The following is a 21408-nucleotide window of genomic DNA, read 5'->3' on the forward strand; positions in this document are numbered from 1 at the left end:
CCGATTTTTCCAGAAACCGGAATGACGACGTCTGCGCGATCGCGCACGTCGAACTGAAGCATGTGAACGACAAGAGCAGAGCCAACAGCAATCTGGAATTCAAAGTAACGTTCCTGCCAACGAGGTGTTCGAACTCTCGGGCATAGCGCCACGCTCGACAAGTCGATGCGCGGCTTGCGTTATCACTCAGCCGAAACGGCGAGCAATCGCGTAGAAGGCCAGGTTGCCCAGGCCGGTGACACCGGCCAGCACGGCGATCATGCCGGCATTGAGTTCGGTCCAGCCGGTCCACTGGATGATGCCGAAGCCGATGGCCAGCGCAACCAGCACGATGCCCCAGCGCAAGGACGACTGATTTCGGCGTTGATCTTCCGCCAGCAGCAGCGCGCTGACCTGCTCCGGCGTGGTGCCGCTGTTGAGCATGCGCCGCCGCATCAGTGCATCCACCACGATCTTGATCGCGTAGACGATGCATGCGAACAGGAAGATGGGTACCAGAATGCCTTTTTCCATGGATCGATTCCTCGCGGTGTTTCATCGGGACGGATAGTCGTCAAGGCTGTAGATACCGATCGCACCTGGACGGTTGCAAACACACTTGCAACCGGATGGCACCTGCGCGTATCCCTTGCAGCATGGATGACATCCGCAGCAGCCCCGACCGCGAACTGGTCGACGCCGTGCTGGCCAATCGGCCGGGCGCGTTCGAGCGGCTGGTGCGCGAATATCAGGGTCTGTGCTGGCACATCATCCAGCGCATGGTGCGTCATCCGGAAGACGCGCGCGATCTTTGCCAGGAAACTTTTCTGCGCGTGCATCAATGCCTGCATCAATATCGCTACGAGAGCGCGCTGAAATCCTGGATCGGTCGCATCGCGTACACCATCGCGCTGCGCCACCTGCAGCACAAACGCATTCCGTTGATGGAGTCGGCCGATGGCGACATGGACGAGGCGTTGATCGAAACCATCGGCGACGGATTCGATCTCGAAACCGCGTGTGCCGATGAGGAAGCCGTGCGCCATCTGCATGCGGCCATCGAATCGCTGCCGCCGGTGCAGCGCACGTTGCTGACTTTGTATTATCTCGAGGAAATGCCGATTCCCGAGATCAGTCGCGTCACCGGGCTGGCCGGCGGCACCATCAAGAGCCACTTGTTTCGCTCACGGTTGCGCTTGCGTGGCGCACTCGAAACCGGAACCGGAGTTGCAGCATGATCCACGACATGAACGACGAACCCGTGCAGCCTTTCGACGACGCCGCGCGAGAACGCGAGTGGCTGGCGCAGGAAACCGCGATGCGGCGCGAGCGACTGCATCTCGATCCGCACCACGACGATGCGCGCACGCAACGCTATCGCATGCTCGCGCGCGCGCTGCGACAGGCACCGGAGGAAAATCTGCCGCCGGATTTCGCGCGACAACTTGCGGTGCAGGTCGGGCCGGTTCGACGGGCGTCATCCGATGCGCGCATTGAGCTCGCTCTCATCGTCCTGCCGGGCATCGCGTTGGTCGTCGGTTTGATCGTGGTGACGATGCTTTATGGAAGCAACTGGCTGAGCCCGATGTTTGCTCTGTCGCAACCGATCGTTGCTTCGTGGCATCTGCTGCTCCCGTTCGTGGCGTGCATCGTTTTTACCGGATTGCTGGCGCGCGTTCGGCCGTCCGCAAGAAAACACTGATCGTCCGCTGCCGCGCGAATGCGGATCGAGTACGCTCCGCGTTCGTGGCTCTCGCAGCGGGGTGATCCATGCATTTCGAAGTACCCAAACGTCCACTGGCGAACTTCAGGGATTTCGCCAAGGACTACCTGATGATCGTGCTCAGCATCCTTACCGCGCTTGGTCTGGAGGCGTGGATCACGCGTGTGCAACACACATCCGCGGCAGCTACGGCCAGCCAGCAGATCGAAGCGGAATTGCGTGCGAATCTCGTCGACCTGCAACATGCGCGTGAGACCAACGCGACGAAACTCAAGCCGCTTCAGCAGTTCAACGAGATGATCAGCGAGGACATCCGCGCCGGCTTGCCGAACGCCACGATCAACCAGCATATCCAGGCAATGAAAAAACAGTTCATGTTGAGCATGAGCTGGCCGACATTCAACACGCAGGCCTGGGATGTGGCGATCGCCAACCAGTCGGCCACGTGGATGAAGGCGGATGACCTGCGCCATTATTCATCGGCCTACGCCGCGCAACGCGATGCGTCGAACTGGATGTCACACGACAGCACCGTGGCACTCAATGCACCGCGCGAAGTCGCGCTGCAGACCGAGCTCGAACTCGACGTGCCGGTAGACCCGGTGGAGTTCGACAGCATGCTGCGACAGATGATTTCGACGATGAACGAAACCCAATCGCAGCTTTCGCAGGCGCAGGCAGTGATCGAGGGCGCGCTGTCGAAAACGCCTCGCGCCGACGGCGCTTCCTAGAGATCGAGCACCGCGTCCAGTCCGCGATGCACGCCGATCAGGCCGGACACCTTGCGTATCGCCAGCAACGCACCATCGACATAAGGCTTTGCGCTGCCGCCTGCGCTATGGCGCAGCGTGAGCGTCTGGTCCGGCATGCCGAAGATGACTTCGGCGCCGAGCACGAAACCCGGCAAGCGCACCGCGTGCACTTGCGTACCGTGCACGCTGCCGCCACGCGTTTCGCGTACGCCGACGATGCTGTCAATCGCGACATCGAGTTGCGGTGCACGCACCTTGCCCAATCGCCCGGCGAGTTCATTGACGGTGCCGCTGGGCGCATCGGGTTTGCCTTGGTACGCGTAGTCGATGATTTCCCAGTGCGGAATGTATTTCGCCGCCATCTCGGCGAATTTCTGCAGCAGCACCATGGTCAAAGCGAAGTTGCCGCAGGCAAGCACGCCACGCTGGCGCTCGCGCGCGAACGCGTCGATCTGCGCGTAATCACCGTCGCTCAAGCCCGACGTGCCGACCACGACATGCGCACCGCGCTCCAGCGCAGCGAGGATGTTTGCCTTGGCGCTCTCAGGTTTCGTGTATTCGACGAACACGTCGCAGCCTTGCGCCAACGCTTCGGACGCGCTGGCGAAAATCATTGCGCGCAGGCGCGACTCACCGAGTACGTCACCGAGATGCTGTCCGGCGTGCTTGCGCGCTACCGCGGCGACGAGTGAAAGATCATCGGCCGCGGCGATGCCACGCGAGAGTTCGGATCCGGCCCAGCCGGTGGCGCCGGCAACGCAAACGTTCAATGACATGGCGACTCCGTGTTTCGCAAGGAAGATGGAGAGTAGTCTCGACCCGGCAAGATGTCGCGGACCTCATCCATGGAATCGAACATGACCAGCGAAACCCAGCCGTTGTCGATCGCCGTATTGCTCGGCTCGGTGCGCCACGACCGTCTCGGCATTCGCGCAGCGCGCATGGTGATGCGTGCACTCGAAGCGCGCGGCCACGAGGCCGTGCTGGTCGATCCGATGGAAGTGCAACTGCCGCTGCTTGATCGCATGTACAAGGAATACGCGACGGGAACCGCGCCGACTGTGCTGGAGAAACTCGCCACGCTGTATCGCCGCGTCGATGGCTTTCTCATCGTCAGCGGCGAATACAACCATGGCATTCCGCCCGCGATGAAAAATCTGCTCGATCATTTTCTCGAGGAATATTTCTGGCGTCCGTCCGGCATCGTCTGCTACTCCGCCGGCCAGTACGGCGGCGTGCGCGCTGCGATGGCGTTGCGTGCAACCCTGGCGGAACTGGGCATGTCGGCGATCCCCAGCGAGTGTGCGATCCCGCGCATCGGCAAGGCGCTCGACGAAGATGGCGTAGCGCTGGACGACCACATCACGCGCGTGCTCGATCGCTTCCTCGACGAATTCTTCTGGCATGCGCGTGCGTTGCGACGCGAGCGACTGAGCGGCACGCCGTACTGATACGGCGTTCGCATCGATCGTTGCATTGTGCCGCACGCTTCACTTCAGGGCTCGGTGACCACCGGCTTGTGATACATCACGGATAGCACGCACGCATAGGCTTTGACCGGAGGCATTCCCATGGATGCGCGACGCGCGTCGAGGGAAGCGATGTCTTCGACTGGCTGCATCCGCATTTCCGGGTGCGCATTGTCGGATCGATACTGGGTGCCATAGCGTTGCGGCTTGTCTCTGGCTCGCAAGGTACGATCGGTCAGCAGGCCTAGATCCTGCCCGCTGATCAAGCCTCGCTTATGCAGCGCGGCCAGCTGCGGCAGCACCCGAGACTGGAATGCCGGATCACGATCCGCATGCTGCACCAGCAGGAATGCAGCCTCCACGCCATCCACACCGACTTGCGCGGGGCCGGGAAATCCCTGTCGAAGAATGATCGGCTTGAATTTTTTCAGATTGGCCGCGTCGACCGCCTGCAGGTTCTTGATTGCATCCTGACTTGCCGGACCCGTGGTCATGCCGACTTTTATCCAGGCGTCCCGAACCGATTGGTCAGCCTTGACCATCCGCAGCAACTGCGCACGAAGTTTCGGCTTCGTCGGCGGTCTTGTCTTCAGGCGCTGCAGCTCGACCTTGTTCGAAAATTCCGGATGCGCGCTTTGCCAGGCCATGAATTCCGGACAGCGCTTTGCAAGTTGCGCGTCGTCCGCATCCGATGCACCGAGCGGTGACACGGACACGCAACAAAGAAACAGAATTGCCAGCAATGCTCTCGATTTTTCCATGTCGCAATGTCCCTGCGTTGATCAATACCCGACGACTTCGCCGTCCTTGCGCATTTCGGTGGCACCCCAGTACACGTGTTGGGCGGCGTCGAACATGATCGCTTCGTAGCCACCGAAGTTGCCGGTGCCCGGCACGATCTTGTAGCCGCGTTTCGCCAACTCGGCCTTCACCGCGGGATCGAAACCGGATTCCATTTCCACCGTGCCGATGCCCTGCGATTTTTCGCCGGTGGGTTCGGCGTTGCCGTAGTGGCGCCAGCGCGCGGCGTCGCCGGCGTCCTGTACGTTCATGCCGTAGTCGATCATGTTGGTCAGCACCTGGATGTGCCCCTGCGGCTGCATGTCGCCGCCCATCAGGCCGAACGACATCCACGGCTGGCCGTCTTTCATCACGAAGCCGGGGATGATGGTGTGGAACGGACGCTTGCCGGCGGCGTACACATTGGCGGCGCCATCCTTGAGCGAATAGAGCTCGCCACGATCCTGGAACATGAAGCCCAGGTGGTCGGCGACCAGGCCCGAGCCCATGCCGCGATAGTTGGACTGGATGATCGAGACCATCATGCCGTCCTTGTCGGCGGTGGTGAAATAGGTGGTATCGCCGTTGAAGAGTTGCGGATCGCCGGGGCCGAGATCGGGATTGGCGCGATCGGTGTGGATCAGTTTGCGCCGCTGGTCCGCATACGCGTCGGAGAGCAAGCCTTTCATCGGCACGTCGACGAAGCGCGGATCGGCGTAGAACTTGGCCAGGTCCTCATACGCCAGGCGTTTGGCCTCGAGCATGACGGTCAGCGCATCGGCACTGCCCACGCCCATCTTCTTCAGGTCAAAGCCTTTCAACAGCTGCAGCATTTCGAGCGCGGCGAAGCCCTGCCCGTTCGGCGGCAATTCGTAGATGTCGTAGCCGTGATAGTTCACCGATTGCGGCGTGACCCACTCGCCGTGATAACCGGCGAAATCCTCGTAGCGCAGATCGCCGCCGATGCGCCTGAAATACGCGTCGATGGTGTGGGCGATCGCGCCTTTGTAGAACGCGTCGCGACCGCCTTGCGCCACCGCCTTGAGCGTGCGCGCGAGATCGGGATTGCGGAACACATCGCCTTCGGCCGGCGCGTGGCCGTTGATGAGATAGGTGGCGCGCGCGTTGGCGCTTTCCTCGATCAGGCCGTGCAGGCGATCGAACGCTTTCATGTTGCCCTGCCAGTAGTCGGCCACCAGTTGCGTGACGGGGAAGCCGTTGTTCGCATAGCTGATCGTCGGCGCCAGATCATCCGCCAGCGAAAGTTTCCCGAAGCGATCGTGCAGCGCGCCCCACGCGTCGACGGTGCCGGGGACGGTGATCGGCAATGAGCCGACGGCGGGAATGTGATCCTGTGGTTTGCGTCGGGCCTTGATGTACGCAGCGTTGACTTCCGCTTTCATCTTGGCAAGATCGCGACCCTTGGCCGACGGGCCGGAGCCGTTGTAACCGTAGAGCTTGTGCGTTTTCGGATCCCACACGATCACGAAGCAATCGCCGCCGACGCCGTTCAACACCGGCTCCATCAACCCGAGCGTGGCGTTCGCGGCGATGGCCGCGTCCACCGCGCTGCCGCCTTTCTTGAGGATGTCGATGGCCACCTGCGAAGCCAGCGGCTGTTCGGTCGCCGCCATGCCGTGTTGCGCGAGCACCGGCGAACGCGATGCCCAGGTGTGGCCGGAGTAGCGATCGCCGCGACCGATCTCGGATTGGGCATTCGCCGTTGCCCCCAACGAGGTCAGCAAGAACGTTGCAACAGCAAGCCTGGTTCTTATCTTCATCGGGATTCCCCTGGTCGACAGCGTGGCAACGCCGATGCAGCTCATCGGAGCAGGCGTCCGCTGCGACCTTCCCGGTTCGTCCCTGAGCTGCACACAAAAGCGCCGATCAAAAACAACATCGGCCACGCGAGGTGGCCGATGGGATTATTTTTTCTTTGGCATGTACAGGTCGGTGATGGTGCCTTCGTACACTTCCGCCGCCATGCCGATCGATTCGCTGAGCGTGGGATGCGGGTGAATGGTGAGGCCGATGTCCGCCGCCTCGCTGCCCATCTCGATCGCCAGCGCGAGTTCGGAAATCAGATCGCCCGCGTGCACGCCGACGATGCCGCCACCGACGATGCGATGCGTCTCTTCGTCGAAGATCAGCTTGGTGAAGCCTTCGGTGCGATCGATGCCGATCGCGCGACCGCTCGCCGCCCACGGGAATTTGCCCACGCCGATTTTCAGGCCTTTCTCCTTCGCCTCGCGCTCGGTCACACCGACCCAGGCGATTTCCGGATCGGTGTACGCCACCGAAGGAATCACCCGCGCGTCGAAATGGCTCTTGTGGCCGGCGACCACTTCGGCCGCGACCTTCGCCTCGTGCGTGGCCTTGTGCGCCAGCATCGGTTGGCCGACCAGGTCACCGATGGCGAAGATGTGCGGCACATTGGTGCGCATCTGCGTATCGACGTTGATGAAGCCGCGATCGGTCACCGCGACGCCGGCCTTGTCCGCGCCGATCTTGCCACCGTTGGGCGAGCGGCCGACCGACACCAGCACGCGATCGAACAGCGTGGTCTCGGGAATGCTGTCACCTTCGTAGCGAACCTCGATGCCTTTCTTGGTGGTCTTGGCATCCACCACCTTGGTCTTGAGGTGAATGCCCTTGAGTCGCCTGCCGAGGCGCTGCGACAGCGGTTTGATCAGGTCGGCATCCGCGCCGGGAATCAGCTGGTCCATGAATTCGACCACGGTCACTTCGCTGCCCAGCGCGGCATACACCGTCGCCATTTCCAGGCCGATGATGCCGCCGCCGACGACCAGCAATTTGTTCGGCACGTCCTTGAGTTCCAGGGCGCCGGTGGAATCGACGATGCGCTCGTCGTCCCACGGGAACGAGGGCAGTTTCACCGACTGCGAACCGGCGGCGATGATCGCGTTGTCGAAACGGATCAGCTTCACGCCGTCCTTGGTCTGGACTTCCATTTCGTTCGGCGACACGAACGCGCCGACGCCTTCGACAGTGCGCACCTTGCGTTGTTTGGCCATGCCGGCGAGGCCACCGGTGAGCTGGTTGACCACCTTGGTCTTGAAGCTGCGCAACTTGTCGATGTCGATCTTCGGCGCGCCGAAGGTGACGCCGTGCGCGGCCATCGAGGCGGCTTCGTCGATCACGGCGGCGGCGTGCAACAGCGCCTTCGACGGAATGCAGCCGACGTTGAGGCAGACGCCGCCGAGGCTGGTGTAACGCTCGACCAGCACGGTATCGACGCCGAGGTCGGCAGCGCGGAACGCCGCCGTGTAGCCGCCGGGACCGGAGCCGAGCACGACCAGCCTGCACTCGATATCCGCCTTGCGGCCGGAGGTGCCGGCGGCTTTCGGCGCGGGGGCCGCAGGGGCCGCTGGCGCCGGTGCAGGCGCAGCAGCTTTCGGTGCCTCGGCTTTGGCGGCGGGCGCAGGCGCTGCGGCTTCCTCGCTGGTTTCGAGAATCGCGATCAGTGTGCCTTCGGACACTTCGTCGCCGACCTTGAGCTTGAGCTCCTTGATCACGCCGGCAGCGCTGGATGGAATCTCCATCGTCGCCTTGTCCGACTCGAGCGTGATCAGGCTTTGTTCCTTCGCCACGGTGTCGCCGGCTTTCACCAGCACTTCGATGACGGGCACGCTGTCGTGGCCGCCGATGTCGGGAACCTTGATTTCGATGGTGCTGGCCATGGGGAGTCCTTTGATGGGTCGGCTCGCGGCACGCGCGGCGCCTGGAATTCAGTGGCGAGGATCGGTGGGCACCGAGGCCTCGCTGCAGCCCTCTTCCCGAAGGAAGAGGTGTGAAACGTCAGAGCAGCAACCGGCGGATATCGCCCAGCTGCGTGGCGAGGAACGCGGCGAAGCGTGCCGCCAGCGCGCCATCGATCACGCGATGGTCGTACGACAGCGACAGCGGCAGCATCAGGCGCGGCGCGAATTCCTTGCCGTTCCATACCGGCTTCATCGCCGCCTTGGAGACGCCGAGGATGGCCACTTCCGGCGCGTTGACGATCGGCGTGAAGCCGGTGCCGCCGATACCGCCGAGCGAGCTGATCGAGAAACAGCCGCCGGACATTTCCGCCGGACCGAGCTTCTTGTCGCGCGCCTTCTTGGAGATTTCGCCGAGTTCACGCGCGAGGTCCAGCAGGCCTTTCTTGTCGCAGTCGCGCAGCACCGGCACCACCAGGCCATCGGGTGTGTCGACCGCGATGCCGATGTGGAAATATTTCTTCAGGATCAATTTTTCGCCCGACTCGTCGAGCGAGGCGTTGAACTGCGGGAACGCCTTCAGCGCAGCGACGACGGCCTTGATCTGGAACACCAGCGGTGTGACTTTCAGATCCTTGTTCTCTTCGCCGAGTTTCTTGCGGAAGGCTTCGAGCTCGGTGATGTCGGCCTCGTCGTTCTGCGTGACGTGCGGGATCATCGCCCAGTTGCGCGCGAGGTTGGCCCCGGAAATCTTCTGGATGCGCGAGAGCGGCTTCTCTTCGATGTCGCCGAACTTGGCGAAATCCACTTTCGGCCATGGCAACAGGTTGAGCCCGCCGAGCGAAGCCGACGCGCCGCCGCCGACCGGTCGCGCACCGGAAGCAAGCGCGTGTTTCACGTACGCGCTGATGTCCTCGCGCTGGATGCGGCCGCCACGACCGCTGCCTTTCACCTGCGCGACATCGACGCCGAGTTCGCGCGCGAACGCACGAATCGCCGGACTCGCGTAAGGCGCATCGCCGGGCATCACCAGTCGTGCATCGACGGGCGGACGCGCCTGCGGCAACGCATCGCCTTCGGGCACATTGCCGGGAAGCACGGCGCGGCCACCGATCGGCGCGGGCTTTTCCGACACCGCCGCCGCAGCGGGCGCTGGTGCTGATGCGGGCGCGGGAGCCGGTGCAGCGGCAACACCGTCGCTGGTTTCGATCAGCGCGATCACCGCGCCTTCGGAGAGTTCATCGCCAATCTTCACCTTGATCTCTTTCACCACGCCGCCGAAGGGCGCGGGCACTTCCATGGTCGCCTTGTCCGACTCCAGCGTGATCAGGCTCTGATCTTTCGCCACGGTGTCGCCGACCTTGACCAGAATCTCGATGACCGGCACGTCGCTGCTGCCGATGTCCGGCACGTGCGCTTCCTTGATGACCACGCCGCCGCTGGCCGCAGGCGCCGACTTCGCCGGCTCGCTGGCCTCGGCCGCAACGGGCGCGGGCGCCGGCGCGGGAGCAGCCTTTTCTGCGGCGGGTGCGGGTGCCGCGGCAGCGCCATCGGCGTCGATCAGCGCGATCACCGCGCCCTCGGACACCGTGTCGCCCACCTTCAATTTCAGTTCCTTCACCGTGCCGGCGAACGGCGCGGGCACTTCCATCGTCGCCTTGTCCGATTCGAGCGTGATCAGGCTCTGCTCTTTTTCGACTCGGTCACCGACCTTGACCAGAATTTCGATGACGGGCACATCGTCGTGGCCGATGTCGGGGACGCGGGCTTCTTTCAGATCGGCCATGTTGGCTCCAGATGGCGGCGGCGTACCGCTCGGGGATGGCGGTCGCGGACAAGGCCTTCATCATAGCGAACGGGCGCCCGCTCCGGCACTAATACGTTTTCATTGCTGGCCGTTTCGATGCGCATGAGCCGCTTCCTGATCGTCATTCCGGCAAGGGCCGTCATCGGGCCGCAGCTCACGCGTGCTTCGACCTTCATCGGATGACGGCCGTCCATCGCGCGTCATCCGATGGAGCGGTGCAAGAACTGGCTTGCGTCAATGCGTCCATGCGCTAGCGTATGCATGACCTTGAGCGCACGCGAATCGCGTGGCCCTCCCCTAATCTGAGCCATCAACGCAACGCCGCACGCGCGGCACAGGGACGAATCATGCTGACGATCCACGATCTGTCGAAAACCTACGCCAATGGTGTGCGGGCGCTGCGCGGTGTGTCGCTGGACATCCCCAATGGCATGTTCGGCCTGCTCGGGCCGAATGGCGCAGGCAAGTCGTCGCTGATGCGCACGATCGCGACGCTGCAGGATCCGGACGAAGGCACGATCAAACTCGGCGAGATGGATCTGCTGGCCGACAAGCAGGCCACGCGTCGGCTGCTCGGTTATCTGCCACAGGAATTCGGCGTGTATCCGAAGGTGTCGGCCGAGGCGATGCTCAATCACTTTGCCGTGCTCAAGGGCGTCACGGTGACGAGCGAACGACGCGAATTGGTCGAAGCGCTGCTGCGCCAGGTAAACCTGTGGGACGTGCGCAAGCGCAAGCTCGGCACGTTTTCCGGCGGCATGCGCCAGCGCTTCGGCATCGCGCAGGCGCTGATCGGCGACCCGCGGCTGGTGATCGTGGATGAGCCCACCGCTGGCCTCGATCCGGAAGAGCGCAATCGCTTCCTCAACCTGCTCGCGGAAATCGGCGAGCGCGTGGTGGTGATCCTCTCCACGCACATCGTCGAGGACGTTACCGATCTGTGCCCGCGCATGGCGATCATCGGCCAGGGGCAAGTGCTGCTGAGCGGCGAACCGCTGGAGGCGATCCGCAGCCTCGACGGCCGCGTGTGGCGACGCACGATCGACAAGATGCAATTGGACGGCTATCGCGCGCGCATGAACATTCTTTCCACCCGCCTTTCCGGCGGCCGCACCTTGCTGCATGTTTTGTCAGACACGAAGCCGGAGGAAGGTTTCGAATCAGTCGCACCCGATCTGGAAGACGTCTATTTCGGCCGCCTGCGCATGCAGGCCACGACAAAGGCCGCCTGATCAAACAGGCATCTCGCCGAGCGCCTTCGACCGGCCGTCTTCAACAGGGTGGACATGATGTTTTTTGAAATATTCCGATTTGAATTACGCCAGCAGTGGAAGGCGCCGCTGTTCTGGATTGCCATTCTGCTGTTTGGCTCGCTGGCCTTTGCGCTCACTAGCACTGATGCCGTGATTTTGGGCGGCTCGTCAGGCAATGTTTTGCGCAATGCGCCGTTCGTGATTGCTCGGCTGCTTGCCTCGTTCTGCATCTTCGGCATCATCCTGATACCGGTGTTCATCTGTGGCGCCGCACTGCGTGATTTCGAACAGCGCACGGCCGAACTGTATTTCGCCACCCCGGTCACCAAAGGTGCGTATCTGTGGGGACGTTTTGCGGCAGGCTATGTTGCCGTGCTGCTGATCGCGCTGGTTTGGGCACTTGGCATCGCGCTGGGAGGATCGATGCCCTGGATCGATCCGGCACGGCTTGGCTCCGCAAGCGTGCAAGGCTATCTGTGGGGCTTCGGCGTGTTCGTCGTTCCGGGCATGCTGTTTCTTTCTGCGTTGTTGTTCTTGCTGGCGGTCACGACTCGCTCGCTACTGGCCGCATACGTCGGTGTCATCGCCTTCGTTGTGCTCTTCACAGTGGCTGGAGCGCTGACGCGTGATGTAAACAACCTGACGCTGGCCGCGATCATCGATCCGTTTGGTGGACGCACTGCAGGGGTGGTCACCCGCTATTGGACGGCTAGCCAGAGCAATCAGCAGCTGCCGTCCCTGAGCGGATTATTGCTTTTCAATCGCCTGCTCTGGATTGGATTGGCGCTGGTCATGTTAGGCGCCTCGTTCGCGTTGTTTCGTGCCAACCGCGAAGGCCTTCAGTTGAACCGGCGAAAGGCTCACCGCGCCGATCCACCGCAACTTCATCAGGCGAATCAGTCCACGGCGAAATCAATCAAAGTGCATCTGGGTGATGATCTTCGCGCGCATCTTTTACAACTCCGCACCTTGATTGCCTTCGATACCGGTACGGTATTGCGCGGTGCGCCGTTTCTGATCATGTTGGGATTGGGCTTGCTCAACCTTTTCGTATTGCTCGCCACATCGGGACAGATATACGGCACAGCGACCTACCCAGTCAGCCATCAGATGCTGGAGCTGATCCGCGGCGGCTTTCAGTGGGTGCTCTACATCATTCTTGCGTTTTACGCTGGCGAACTGGTCTGGCGTGAGCGGAGCCTCCGCTCGGCGGAAGTGAGCGACGCGTTCCCACTACCGAACTGGGTACTGCTGACCGCCAAACTGCTGACGCTCATTGCCGTCATCGCGGTGTTCCTGATGGTCGGCGCGCTTGTCGGCATTGGCTGGCAGCTCAGCCACGGCTACACGCATATCGAGCCGGGCCTGTATATCGGATCGTTGGCATTGGATGCGATTCCGTTCGTTTTGCTCGCCGTCCTTGCACTGTTTCTGCAGGTCATGTCGAACAACAAGTTTCTTGGTTATCTGCTGACTATCGTATGGCTGGTGCTGAGCATCATCGGTTTCGGCCTGATGCACTGGGAACAGAATCTCTACAACTACGGCAATGCACCCGATGCGCCGTATTCGGACATGAATGGCTTCGGCCATTTCCTGAAAGCCACCTTGTGGTTCGACTTCTACTGGGCCAGCTGCGCGGCGGTGCTGCTGGTGCTGGCCGCATTGTTCTGGGTGCGTGGCACCGGACAGTCATGGCGTGAGCGTCTGCGTGAAGCGAAAGCACGCATGCACGCTCCGGCGAAGATCGCCCTGACGCTCGGCCTGATCGCTTTCATCGGCAGCGGCGTGTGGATCTACTACAACACCAACGTGCTCAACCATTTCGAGAACAGCACGGCGAAGACCATCAAGCGTGCGGACTACGAAAAGAAATACGCGAAGTACAAGGACCTCCCGCAACCACGCATCACCGCGGTGCAGGCCAATGTGGACATCGATCCGTACCGGCGCACGCTCGAGATTCGCGGCCACTACACGCTGACCAACAAGCACGCGGAACCGATCAGCGAGCTGCATGTGAACTTCGTCGATGACTTCACGGTGAAGTCGCTCGACTTCCCCGCGCACGACACCGTGAGCGAGGACAAGCGCCTCGGCTACACCATCTATCGCCTGAAGACGCCGCTGGCGCCCGGCGCCTCGATGAGCTTCGATTTCGATCTGTCGTACGCCCCGAAGGGATTCACCAACAGTCCGGAAGGAAACTTCCTGGCCGGCAATGGCACCTTCTTCAACAGCTCCGTGATGCCGCAGTTCGGCTATCAGGCCGACGCGCAGATCACCGATCGCAACGATCGGCGGAAATATGGACTGAAGGGCGAGGCAGTGCGCATGCCCAAGCTTGGCGACGAAGCAGCGCGCGCCAACACGTACATCAGCAACGACGCGGACTGGATCAGCTTCGACACCACGGTCTCCACCGCCGCCGACCAGATCGCGATTGCGCCGGGCTATCTGCAGAAGGAATGGACGGCCAACGGCCGGCATTATTTCCACTACACGATGGACCAGCCGATGCTGCCGTTCTTCTCGTATGTTTCGGCGCGTTACGCCGTGAAGCACGAGCTGTGGAAGGGCGTGGATATTTCGGTGTATTACAACCCGGCGCACGTGTGGAACGTGGACCGGATGATCGAGGGCGCAAAGGACGCGCTGGACTACGACGACGCCAACTACACGCCTTACCAGTTCCACCAGTTGCGCATCCTGGAATTTCCAAACTACGCGAGCTTCGCGCAGTCGTTCGCGAACACGATTCCGTTTTCCGAATCGATCGGCTTCATCGCCGACCTGCGCGATCCGACGAAGGTGGATTACGTCTATTACGTTACCGCGCACGAGGTGGCGCATCAGTGGTGGGCGCACCGCGTGATCGGTGCCAACATGCAGGGCTCAACCATGCTCAGCGAATCGCTGGCGCAGTACTCGGCGCTGATGGTGATGAAGCAGAAGTACGGCGCGACGCAGATGCGCAAGTTCCTCAAGTATGAGCTGGACAATTACCTGACGGGACGCGCGACCGAGAACCTTGCCGAGGAGCCGCTGGCGAAAGTAGAAAACCAGCAGTACATCCACTACAACAAGGGTTCGGTGATCTTCTACGCACTGCAGGATTACATCGGTGAACACACGCTCGACGCGGTGCTGAAACAGTTCCTTCTCGACAAGGGTTTCCAGCAGCCGCCGTATACGACATCGCAGGAATTCATGGAAGCGCTCGCAAAAGGCACCGATCCGAAGTGGAAAGGTCTGCTGGATGATTTCTTCTGGCGGATTACCCTGTTCGACAACCGCATCACCGAGGCGACCGCGAAGAAATTGCCGAACGGCAAATACGAAGTGACGATGAAGGTGCACGTCGGCAAGATCCATGTCGACGGCACCGGCAAGGAAACCGAAGCTGTTCCGGACATCCCGATCGAGGTCGGCGTGTTCGCCGCACCTGCAAGTATCGGCAAGGATGGCGCCCCGCTGTATCTCGAAAAGCGGTTGCTGCCGAAAGGTGACAGCACGATCACGGTGACGGTCGATGGCAAACCATTTGATGCAGGCATCGATCCGTACAACGAACTGATCGACCGCGTCTCCAGCGACAATCGTAAAGCGGTCACCTGGCCATGACGGGTGTGCGCAGATAAAAAAACGCGGCCCGCAAACTGCCGGTCGCGTTGATCGTTACGCAGTCGCTGGATGGCTCTTCAGTGCTGGGCCACTTGGTTGTCGCCGTCGTCATGCTTTGCATCGTGATGTTCGCGCGTCAGCAGTTGCAGTCGCGATCCGTCAGCCAGGCGAAAATCGAATTGCTGCTGCAACGACTCCAGCTCGGTCATGCGCGGACATAGAAGTTTCGCGCGCGCTTCGAGTTTGCCGGAGCGATCCTTCATTTCCTTGTCGATCGACGCATCGAGCGAATTGGCGCGCGCTTCAAGCTCACTACTTTTGCCGGTGATCAGCGATGCCAGCACACCCGAACTGACCGAGGTCGCGAGTTCGTCGGCGGCGCTTTCGACCTGCGTTTCGATGGCCTGCTCGAAACCGCGTTCGTTCCAGTGATCGCCACTGATGCCGGCGTCGAGCTTGACCATTGCTTCGCGATGCGTCTGGTTGAGGCGCCTGACCAGCGCGTCGCGTTCGCTCGCATCGCCGCCGAGCGTCGCGGCCACGGTGGTGAGCGAATCGAAGGCGATACCCATCGCCTCCTGCGCCACGCCGGCCATCTCCGGTAGCAGCGTGCGCACGTTTTCCTCGTAGCTGCGCAGCCGCTCGGCGTCCACGCTGGAAACGTTCAGTGCGTGACCATCAACTTGTAGCCGTCCGTCGTGCATGAAGACATTCGCTGGCCGGCCATCGGCTCGAGTGAACGCGATACCGTGAGATGTGGCCTGCACGTCGTAGTTGGTGTCGAAGCCGCAGTGATCGCTGTCGACGTGAATGCCGTCGGCGGATGCGCTGGCGCTCAATGCAAGGCCGATGGCGAGAACCAGTACTGTGATGCGGTTGCGCATGATGTACCCCTGAGTCCGGACGAAACGTCCACAACCGCTGAGATGCGGTCCCTGCTCCCAAGGTTTAACCCATCGCGCGAATGCAGCATGGGCCAGTGGTCATGTCCCGCCATTGGTCATGGCCCATGCTGCGCATCGCTCAGAGTCGGCGATCTTCGATGTCTGTCACACGGCCGTCGACGATGGTGACCACGGTGGAATGACCATCGCGCCGGTAGCGCCATTGCTCGCCGGCTTGCCCGTTGTTGTCTGCGGTGCGACTGCGACGACTGTGCCCGCTGCGGCTGGAACGGGAACTGTGCTGATGGGATTTGGACGATGGCCTGCCCAGCAATTCGCTTACGCGTTCGGCGCTGTCACCGGCGCTCAGTACGTGACTCCCAACGCGCAACGTGCTCGATGCCTGCGCGGCGGCTGTAGCGAAAACGAATAATCCAGCGATGAATGCGATGCGCATGACGTGCTCCTTGTCAGTGATTTTTCGAGAGATCGCTTTATAAGGTCTTCGGGTTTTGTCGAAGGCCCGGTCGTCAAGCGATACGGTCTCGGATGACCGTTGCTGAATCGTGCCAGCGCGGGCAATCAAATACGCCACCAGGTTTGGCATCAGTCGTCCGCGTTGAGGCAACGGATTTCCTGATCATCCCTGTGATGGTGTCGGCGCACACCGTTGCACACGCGGGATTCAAGCGCTGAAATATTTACATCGCCTGCGCCGAATCGAAGGGATCGGACGACATAATACGATCGTCCAGCACACGCACAGCTCAGAAGCTGGAGCCTGGCTTCGCCAGATAGTCCGCTTCTTCGCCGGTGTTCGGACGGCCAAGTGCGGCATTGCGATGCGGAAAACGACCGAAGCGTTGGATCACGTCTCGATGCTTTTTCGCGTAAGCAAGGAATTCGTCCAGGCGGTGACGCAGGTCGAGCGGCACGCTTTTTCGCAATGCCTCGAACAACTCGACCGAACGTTGCTGCAGGGAAAAATTCTCGGCATGTTCCAGCGCCATGTAGGCGAAAACTCGCTGCAAGGCTGGCAGCGCTTGGTCGTTACCCTTGGCAATACCCGACAAGGCAAGGCGTTGCGCCTTGACATCCTGCGCCCAGGCGCGCGCGTCGTTTCGATACAGGTTGCGACTGAATTGATCGAGCAGGATCAGCAGCGCGAGCCAGGACTCGGGTGTTGACGCCCAATCATCGAGCCTACCATCGGCAGCTTCCTTCGCAAGATCGCCGAAACGTCGTTGAATCTCGTGATCGAATGCGGCGTCCGCCACATACCAGCGCGCCTCGTTCTCCTTCGCGAACCAGAACGACAGCACGTCGGATGCAGTCGGCGACATGGGCTTGTTCAAGACCTCGCGGTGCCGCCAAGGTTGTGCATGTCCAGATGGATGTTGCGCAAGCGTGGCAACTGCCGGCGCAAGGTCAGCGCTGAATCGGCCGGCGCAGCGGCAATGGCGTCTTCAAACGCATGTAACAAACTGCTCTCGTGATACGCCAGCGCCTGCACCCAAGCGTTGTCGCGCTTCGTCGCGACGCGCGTCAGCAAATCCGAGACCTGCTGTTTTACGAGCCCGAGGCTCGTACCGCGTAGTCGAGGTTTGCCGCCCGCAGCGACAACTTGCGCCTGCATGTCGGCCACGAGCGAATCGAGCGTCTGGACATTTTCTCCCAGCACCATTCGCAATCCCGGCTCGCATGCGGCAGCGGCGTGCCGGTAGAGGTTGCGCAGATCGATGCTTCGACGTATCAGATCGTTGCAGATGGATTTTGGTGCGCGTGGCGGCATGGCTGGCCTCCTGGCAATCAAGCGAACCGGTGGTCATCGTCGTCCTTGCCGACTTAGCAGAACATAAACCCGTGGCGATACATGACTGGATTGCCGATAGCGCCGCGCAACCGCTTTCAGGGATCGACTTGCAGCAGATTCAACGGCTGCCCGTTGCTGCCTCGAACATCCTGCTGCAGATCGGCAAGCTGCCGGATCGATGGGCACAGCGCTTCGATCTGCGGTCGCAGCGCCTGCATGCGTCGCTGCAGGTGCGGCTCGAGTTGTGACGCGAGGGTGCCGGCGCGATCGCGCAAATCCGATGCCGCCTGCATGTCGCCGCTCAACGCAGCATTCACTGCTTGCTGGCCCATGTCGCCGGCAATCAGTGGCACGAGATCGGCCGCGATCTGGTTGGCATACTGATCGGTGGCATCGCCTTGCCAGTCGTGCGTGCTCTGGCTGGTCGCGATGCGCTGCTTGATCTCGACCGCGTGCGCATTCAGGCGACGCTCGAATTCGGCGCGCGTTTCATCGCTCATGCCAACGCTGCTCGCTTCGGCGCGCATCGCCTGCACGGCCATGTCCACACCGTTCTGTGCGACGTGTCGAGCGCGCGGCGCCAGTGCGCGAAGTTCGCGTTCGAACAACGCGAGGCGATCCTGGTCTTCCGCACTCAGGCGAACATTCGCGCCGTCGGTGCGCAACGTGCCGTGCTGAATCTCTACGTGGAACGGCGCAGGCATCGCGCGATCGAACAACAAACTATCCGGCCGCAACGTCACGTCGTAGCTGCTGCTGGCGTGGCAGGTTCCGGCCAGGTCCTGCGCGTGTGCGCAAGGCAACGCGAGCAACGTCGACAGTGCAACGAAGTGAAACAACCGATGACGCATGGCGTGGATTCCGGAATCAGGTCGCACAGCGATACCTGCAAGCGCGCCAACCGGTGCTGAATGTCCTCGTTCCGCACGCCCCGGTTAGGTGCAGCTTTTCGCCGATTGATATCGAATGACGCTTTATGCGCCGTTCAATGGCGTGACCAGACGCAAAGCACGATCGGGCTGATACAAGCCATCTTCGGGTTGCGCATCAATATTGCTGGAAATCATGCCATCAGGATCGGGCCACATGACCGGTTCGATCGGACCGGGAACGTAGGTATCCCATTCGCCGTAGTCGGAATGCTTTGGCGCGCCCATGACGTTTAAATTGAAATTAATCGGCACCCGCGCGAGCCAGTACTTGTCGCCGGCATGCTTGCCATGCGTCGGCGTGTTGAAGGTCCAGTTGCGCGCGGAGCGAAGCGCCGCGTCGGCAAGCGTTCGGCGCCAGCGGTTCATTTCCCCTGCACCACCTATCGCTCGCAGGTTGACCTGCTGCGTTACGGCATCGGACACCAAACCATCTCGTCCTACGCGCAGCAGCAAATAGACGACTCCGGATACATGATCTCTTTGGGCCATCTGCGGATACACGATCGGAGTGCGTCTCTTCATGCTGATGGCTTCACCAGCAGCGCCGGGCCCCGCCTCCTGACCAAATTGTGCGCCGGCGATTCGAACCGAGATGTGGTCCTTGTCGATGCGACGGGCAACGATGCGCAGGCTCATGTCGGCTTTCGCTGCCACCGGCTTGCCATCAAGCAGAATCGGCTCGAAGCGCCATACATGCGCACCCTTGTCGATCAGATCGGCGACGAACGATGGAAGCTTGTCGCGATGATCGAGTGTGTAACTTTGCGTAGTGCCGTTGGGTGCCAGTACGATCGAGCCAGTGACCAGCATGCTCGATTGCAACTGCTTGTCTGCCGATTCGTTCTCAGCGGCAAGTGCCGCCACTGACCAGGCCAGACACAAACTAACGATCAGCCAGCGCTTCATCCCTGCACCTCGTTGTGGACTACGTTCCCCATTCTACGTCTGCACGCGCGCCAAGTTGTCAGCGTCTGGCCTTGAACTGTGCACGCACGGCCGGCCGCCCCAATTGCCAGGCCAGCCACAACAGAAGGGGTATCGCGACGATTTTCAGCCCCAGTCCCACTTCCCACGTCCGCTGTGCGCGATCGACCAGCCAGACGGCCAGTTCGCTGAACTGCGGTTCCGTGAGGGCTTGCTGTCGGGCCAGTGCGAATCCATGCCACTGACTAAACATCAGCACAGCTGTCGCCAATGACCAGATCGCCAGCAGCACCGCCAGGATTTGCAGGCTCGGTCTCGCCCAGGCCAGTCGCAGGATGGCACCGCCGCTGATCAGCATGACCACGACTGCGCCGACCAGATACACGCGTTCACCATGCTGGAAATATTGCAGGCATGCGAGTGCGGCGAGCAGGAAGAGGATCCAAGGACCGACGCTCCATAAAGCGAAACGACGTGTCGGCGATGTCTGTGTTCGCATGATCGTGGGCATCACCGAGCCTTCATCGGATCGACCGGCGAGTGCGACGCCGGCGGGAAAGAAAAGTGGCGCATCGGTTTTCCAACATCGAAAGAGGATTTGAACCGGCGAAGTTTACGCGTACGCAAAAAACGAAGGACGCCATAGGGCGCCCTTCGCGTGTGCATGCAAGTGATGTCAGGCGGACATCAGCGTGGGCTGATGGTGAACTTGCCCGCCGACACACCGAGGTTGATGCCTTCGCCGGTGCCAGCCAGAGCCAGCGACACAGTGCCCTTGCTCAGCACTTGCGCGTTCGAGCTCTTGACCACGCCTGCCTCGGCGCCAGCCTGCGCATAGTCGCCGTAGACCTCACGCAGACCGTGCACGTTGCTGATCTCGCCCTTGCCGTCATTGATGCGGTACTTGCCGGCCGTGATGCCGCCACCGACCACCGTGATCTTGACCCGGCCCATTTGGCCGTTGTCGCAGCGAATGGTGCCGCTGCCTTCGGCATGCTTGTAGATAAGCGACCAGCCAGCGAGGTTGAAGCGCATGTGACACTTCACTGCGGCGTCCTTGGCTTGCGCGGTGGACACCGGCAATACGGTCGTTGCGGTTGCACACGCAAGTACCAGAGCCGCCATTCCAAGAGTGCGTTTGATCATGTTGATTTCTCCCTGTTCAGTTGGATGCTGCGGATCACCAGGCGCCTTGTGAGGCGCGGTCCGAAAGCTCGTTCAGAATGGGCACGATGGCGTGAGGAAGATGTGCACAAGCGGCGTCAGATACGCCATCCGTTCAGCCAGAAGTTTGCAAACCGGCGAGGTCGTCAGCTGCCTTTACCTGCGTCTCACGGATCGCTGGCAACACTGCCTCCACATTCATTTGGAGCCGACCATGACGCATCGAACGATCTGCAACGCTGCCTTCGCCGTGCTGTTGCTGGCATCCGGAACGAGCGCGATCCATGCGCAGAACTACCACCACGTTCGTCAGGTATGCCACGACGTGCGCGTGCAGGATCGACCGCGGGACAATCATCGCATCGCAGGCACCGCCATCGGCGCCGTGGCTGGCGGATTGCTGGGTCATCAGGTCGGCGGCGGCAAAGGCAAGACGCTGGCGACCGTGGGCGGCGCCGTTGCCGGTGGCTACGTTGGCAACCGCGTGCAGAAAAACAACCAGGACAACCATGCCGGCTATCACATCGAACGCCGTTGCCATGACGTGCACCGCTGAACGCATTCGTAGCAATTGCCGGATCGACT

Annotated in this window: 22 protein-coding genes; 7 read left to right on the plus strand and 15 right to left on the minus strand. The window is 61.4% G+C overall.

Features of this window, described 5'->3' with window-relative positions:
• Window positions 1-186: 186 nt before the first annotated feature.
• On the minus strand, window positions 187-513 hold the full coding sequence (locus GSQ73_RS01780) for a DUF6249 domain-containing protein (RefSeq protein ID WP_158880399.1): 327 nt from the start codon (window positions 511-513) through the stop codon (window positions 187-189).
• 122 nt (window positions 514-635) lie between these two features.
• On the opposite strand from GSQ73_RS01780, the gene GSQ73_RS01785 reads away from it, so the two are divergent.
• The 3 genes from GSQ73_RS01785 to GSQ73_RS01795 all read left to right on the plus strand — a co-directional run bounded on the left by GSQ73_RS01785 (window position 636) and on the right by GSQ73_RS01795 (window position 2433).
• On the plus strand, window positions 636-1217 hold the full coding sequence (locus GSQ73_RS01785) for a sigma-70 family RNA polymerase sigma factor (RefSeq protein WP_158880401.1): 582 nt from the start codon (window positions 636-638) through the stop codon (window positions 1215-1217).
• 8 nt (window positions 1218-1225) lie between these two features.
• Window positions 1226-1681 carry a hypothetical protein gene (locus tag GSQ73_RS01790; RefSeq protein WP_158880403.1) on the plus strand — a complete coding sequence of 152 codons (456 nt, stop codon included), beginning with the start codon at window positions 1226-1228 and terminating at the stop codon, window positions 1679-1681.
• A gap of 68 nt (window positions 1682-1749) precedes the next feature.
• Complete coding sequence (locus GSQ73_RS01795; RefSeq protein WP_158880405.1) at window positions 1750-2433, plus strand: hypothetical protein; 684 nt, start codon at window positions 1750-1752, stop codon at window positions 2431-2433.
• Here GSQ73_RS01795 and dapB read toward each other — a convergent pair.
• A complete protein-coding gene (gene dapB, locus GSQ73_RS01800) occupies window positions 2430-3230 on the minus strand; it encodes a 4-hydroxy-tetrahydrodipicolinate reductase (protein ID WP_158880407.1) in 801 nt (266 codons plus the stop codon). The two genes, GSQ73_RS01795 and dapB, sit on opposite strands and share 4 nt — an antisense overlap.
• A gap of 81 nt (window positions 3231-3311) precedes the next feature.
• Here dapB and GSQ73_RS01805 point away from each other — a divergent pair, with 81 nt between their 5' ends.
• Window positions 3312-3905 carry an NADPH-dependent FMN reductase gene (locus GSQ73_RS01805; RefSeq protein WP_158880409.1) on the plus strand — a complete coding sequence of 198 codons (594 nt, stop codon included), beginning with the start codon at window positions 3312-3314 and terminating at the stop codon, window positions 3903-3905.
• 44 nt (window positions 3906-3949) lie between these two features.
• Here GSQ73_RS01805 and GSQ73_RS01810 read toward each other — a convergent pair whose 3' ends face one another.
• The 5 genes from GSQ73_RS01810 to GSQ73_RS01830 all read right to left on the minus strand — a co-directional run bounded on the left by GSQ73_RS01810 (window position 3950) and on the right by GSQ73_RS01830 (window position 10423).
• A complete protein-coding gene (locus GSQ73_RS01810; RefSeq protein WP_158880411.1) occupies window positions 3950-4684 on the minus strand; it encodes a DUF6624 domain-containing protein in 735 nt (244 codons plus the stop codon).
• 21 nt (window positions 4685-4705) lie between these two features.
• The gene (ggt, locus tag GSQ73_RS01815; protein ID WP_158880413.1) at window positions 4706-6484 is read right to left on the minus strand and encodes a gamma-glutamyltransferase; all 1779 of its coding nucleotides are present in this window, start codon (window positions 6482-6484) and stop codon (window positions 4706-4708) included.
• Between the two features lie 144 nt (window positions 6485-6628).
• The gene (gene lpdA / locus GSQ73_RS01820) at window positions 6629-8404 is read right to left on the minus strand and encodes a dihydrolipoyl dehydrogenase (protein ID WP_158880415.1); all 1776 of its coding nucleotides are present in this window, start codon (window positions 8402-8404) and stop codon (window positions 6629-6631) included.
• A gap of 118 nt (window positions 8405-8522) precedes the next feature.
• Complete coding sequence (gene aceF / locus GSQ73_RS01825; protein ID WP_158880417.1) at window positions 8523-10208, minus strand: dihydrolipoyllysine-residue acetyltransferase; 1686 nt, start codon at window positions 10206-10208, stop codon at window positions 8523-8525.
• A complete protein-coding gene (locus tag GSQ73_RS01830) occupies window positions 10196-10423 on the minus strand; it encodes a hypothetical protein (protein ID WP_158880419.1) in 228 nt (75 codons plus the stop codon). Before GSQ73_RS01830 ends, aceF begins: the two co-directional genes overlap by 13 nt.
• Window positions 10424-10576: 153 nt before the next feature.
• Here GSQ73_RS01830 and GSQ73_RS01835 point away from each other — a divergent pair, with 153 nt between their 5' ends.
• Together GSQ73_RS01835 and GSQ73_RS01840 are read left to right on the plus strand one after the other, a co-directional pair.
• Complete coding sequence (locus GSQ73_RS01835; RefSeq protein WP_158880421.1) at window positions 10577-11461, plus strand: ABC transporter ATP-binding protein; 885 nt, start codon at window positions 10577-10579, stop codon at window positions 11459-11461.
• Window positions 11462-11518: 57 nt separating this feature from the next.
• Window positions 11519-15106 carry a M1 family aminopeptidase gene (locus GSQ73_RS01840; protein ID WP_158880423.1) on the plus strand — a complete coding sequence of 1196 codons (3588 nt, stop codon included), beginning with the start codon at window positions 11519-11521 and terminating at the stop codon, window positions 15104-15106.
• Window positions 15107-15183: 77 nt separating this feature from the next.
• Here the strand turns inward: GSQ73_RS01840 and GSQ73_RS01845 are convergent, their stop codons facing one another.
• From GSQ73_RS01845 to GSQ73_RS01880, 8 genes are all read right to left on the minus strand, one after another.
• A complete protein-coding gene (locus GSQ73_RS01845; RefSeq protein WP_158880425.1) occupies window positions 15184-15990 on the minus strand; it encodes a DUF2884 family protein in 807 nt (268 codons plus the stop codon).
• A 139-nt stretch (window positions 15991-16129) separates the two neighbouring features.
• Window positions 16130-16447 (minus strand): DUF2845 domain-containing protein, encoded by a 318-nt coding sequence (locus GSQ73_RS01850; RefSeq protein WP_158880427.1) that lies wholly within the window; start codon window positions 16445-16447, stop codon window positions 16130-16132.
• Window positions 16448-16757: 310 nt separating this feature from the next.
• On the minus strand, window positions 16758-17333 hold the full coding sequence (locus tag GSQ73_RS01855) for a DUF924 family protein (RefSeq protein ID WP_158880429.1): 576 nt from the start codon (window positions 17331-17333) through the stop codon (window positions 16758-16760).
• A gap of 8 nt (window positions 17334-17341) precedes the next feature.
• The gene (locus tag GSQ73_RS01860) at window positions 17342-17782 is read right to left on the minus strand and encodes a PA2169 family four-helix-bundle protein (RefSeq protein WP_158880431.1); all 441 of its coding nucleotides are present in this window, start codon (window positions 17780-17782) and stop codon (window positions 17342-17344) included.
• 116 nt (window positions 17783-17898) lie between these two features.
• Window positions 17899-18654: a DUF2884 family protein gene (locus tag GSQ73_RS01865; RefSeq protein ID WP_158880433.1), complete on the minus strand. Its 756-nt coding sequence runs from the start codon at window positions 18652-18654 to the stop codon at window positions 17899-17901.
• A 123-nt stretch (window positions 18655-18777) separates the two neighbouring features.
• Window positions 18778-19641, minus strand: a complete 864-nt coding sequence (locus GSQ73_RS01870; RefSeq protein ID WP_158880435.1) for an energy transducer TonB — start codon at window positions 19639-19641, stop codon at window positions 18778-18780.
• Between the two features lie 58 nt (window positions 19642-19699).
• Window positions 19700-20170: a hypothetical protein gene (locus tag GSQ73_RS01875; protein WP_158880437.1), complete on the minus strand. Its 471-nt coding sequence runs from the start codon at window positions 20168-20170 to the stop codon at window positions 19700-19702.
• Between the two features lie 176 nt (window positions 20171-20346).
• Window positions 20347-20805: a hypothetical protein gene (locus GSQ73_RS01880; protein WP_158880439.1), complete on the minus strand. Its 459-nt coding sequence runs from the start codon at window positions 20803-20805 to the stop codon at window positions 20347-20349.
• A gap of 232 nt (window positions 20806-21037) precedes the next feature.
• Here GSQ73_RS01880 and GSQ73_RS18095 point away from each other — a divergent pair, with 232 nt between their 5' ends.
• On the plus strand, window positions 21038-21379 hold the full coding sequence (locus tag GSQ73_RS18095) for a glycine zipper 2TM domain-containing protein (protein ID WP_158880441.1): 342 nt from the start codon (window positions 21038-21040) through the stop codon (window positions 21377-21379).
• Window positions 21380-21408 lie beyond the last annotated feature (29 nt).

Origin of the sequence: Rhodanobacter sp. L36 (assembly GCF_009765755.1) — a bacterium.
In the GTDB taxonomy this organism is placed as follows: Bacteria; Pseudomonadota; Gammaproteobacteria; order Xanthomonadales; family Rhodanobacteraceae; genus Rhodanobacter.

What these genes read in the sequence shown, in the direction of transcription:
- GSQ73_RS01780 (WP_158880399.1), bottom strand. Translation starts at nt 513, where the DNA reads ATGGAAAAAGGCATTCTGGTACCCATCTTCCTGTTCGCATGCATCGTC.
- GSQ73_RS01785 (WP_158880401.1), top strand. Translation starts at nt 636, where the DNA reads ATGGATGACATCCGCAGCAGCCCCGACCGCGAACTGGTCGACGCCGTG.
- GSQ73_RS01790 (WP_158880403.1), top strand. Translation starts at nt 1,226, where the DNA reads ATGAACGACGAACCCGTGCAGCCTTTCGACGACGCCGCGCGAGAACGC.
- GSQ73_RS01795 (WP_158880405.1), top strand. Translation starts at nt 1,750, where the DNA reads ATGCATTTCGAAGTACCCAAACGTCCACTGGCGAACTTCAGGGATTTC.
- dapB (WP_158880407.1), bottom strand. Translation starts at nt 3,230, where the DNA reads ATGTCATTGAACGTTTGCGTTGCCGGCGCCACCGGCTGGGCCGGATCC.
- GSQ73_RS01805 (WP_158880409.1), top strand. Translation starts at nt 3,312, where the DNA reads ATGACCAGCGAAACCCAGCCGTTGTCGATCGCCGTATTGCTCGGCTCG.
- GSQ73_RS01810 (WP_158880411.1), bottom strand. Translation starts at nt 4,684, where the DNA reads ATGGAAAAATCGAGAGCATTGCTGGCAATTCTGTTTCTTTGTTGCGTG.
- ggt (WP_158880413.1), bottom strand. Translation starts at nt 6,484, where the DNA reads ATGAAGATAAGAACCAGGCTTGCTGTTGCAACGTTCTTGCTGACCTCG.
- lpdA (WP_158880415.1), bottom strand. Translation starts at nt 8,404, where the DNA reads ATGGCCAGCACCATCGAAATCAAGGTTCCCGACATCGGCGGCCACGAC.
- aceF (WP_158880417.1), bottom strand. Translation starts at nt 10,208, where the DNA reads ATGGCCGATCTGAAAGAAGCCCGCGTCCCCGACATCGGCCACGACGAT.
- GSQ73_RS01830 (WP_158880419.1), bottom strand. Translation starts at nt 10,423, where the DNA reads ATGGACGGCCGTCATCCGATGAAGGTCGAAGCACGCGTGAGCTGCGGC.
- GSQ73_RS01835 (WP_158880421.1), top strand. Translation starts at nt 10,577, where the DNA reads ATGCTGACGATCCACGATCTGTCGAAAACCTACGCCAATGGTGTGCGG.
- GSQ73_RS01840 (WP_158880423.1), top strand. Translation starts at nt 11,519, where the DNA reads ATGTTTTTTGAAATATTCCGATTTGAATTACGCCAGCAGTGGAAGGCG.
- GSQ73_RS01845 (WP_158880425.1), bottom strand. Translation starts at nt 15,990, where the DNA reads ATGCGCAACCGCATCACAGTACTGGTTCTCGCCATCGGCCTTGCATTG.
- GSQ73_RS01850 (WP_158880427.1), bottom strand. Translation starts at nt 16,447, where the DNA reads ATGCGCATCGCATTCATCGCTGGATTATTCGTTTTCGCTACAGCCGCC.
- GSQ73_RS01855 (WP_158880429.1), bottom strand. Translation starts at nt 17,333, where the DNA reads ATGTCGCCGACTGCATCCGACGTGCTGTCGTTCTGGTTCGCGAAGGAG.
- GSQ73_RS01860 (WP_158880431.1), bottom strand. Translation starts at nt 17,782, where the DNA reads ATGCCGCCACGCGCACCAAAATCCATCTGCAACGATCTGATACGTCGA.
- GSQ73_RS01865 (WP_158880433.1), bottom strand. Translation starts at nt 18,654, where the DNA reads ATGCGTCATCGGTTGTTTCACTTCGTTGCACTGTCGACGTTGCTCGCG.
- GSQ73_RS01870 (WP_158880435.1), bottom strand. Translation starts at nt 19,641, where the DNA reads ATGAAGCGCTGGCTGATCGTTAGTTTGTGTCTGGCCTGGTCAGTGGCG.
- GSQ73_RS01875 (WP_158880437.1), bottom strand. Translation starts at nt 20,170, where the DNA reads ATGCCCACGATCATGCGAACACAGACATCGCCGACACGTCGTTTCGCT.
- GSQ73_RS01880 (WP_158880439.1), bottom strand. Translation starts at nt 20,805, where the DNA reads ATGATCAAACGCACTCTTGGAATGGCGGCTCTGGTACTTGCGTGTGCA.
- GSQ73_RS18095 (WP_158880441.1), top strand. Translation starts at nt 21,038, where the DNA reads ATGACGCATCGAACGATCTGCAACGCTGCCTTCGCCGTGCTGTTGCTG.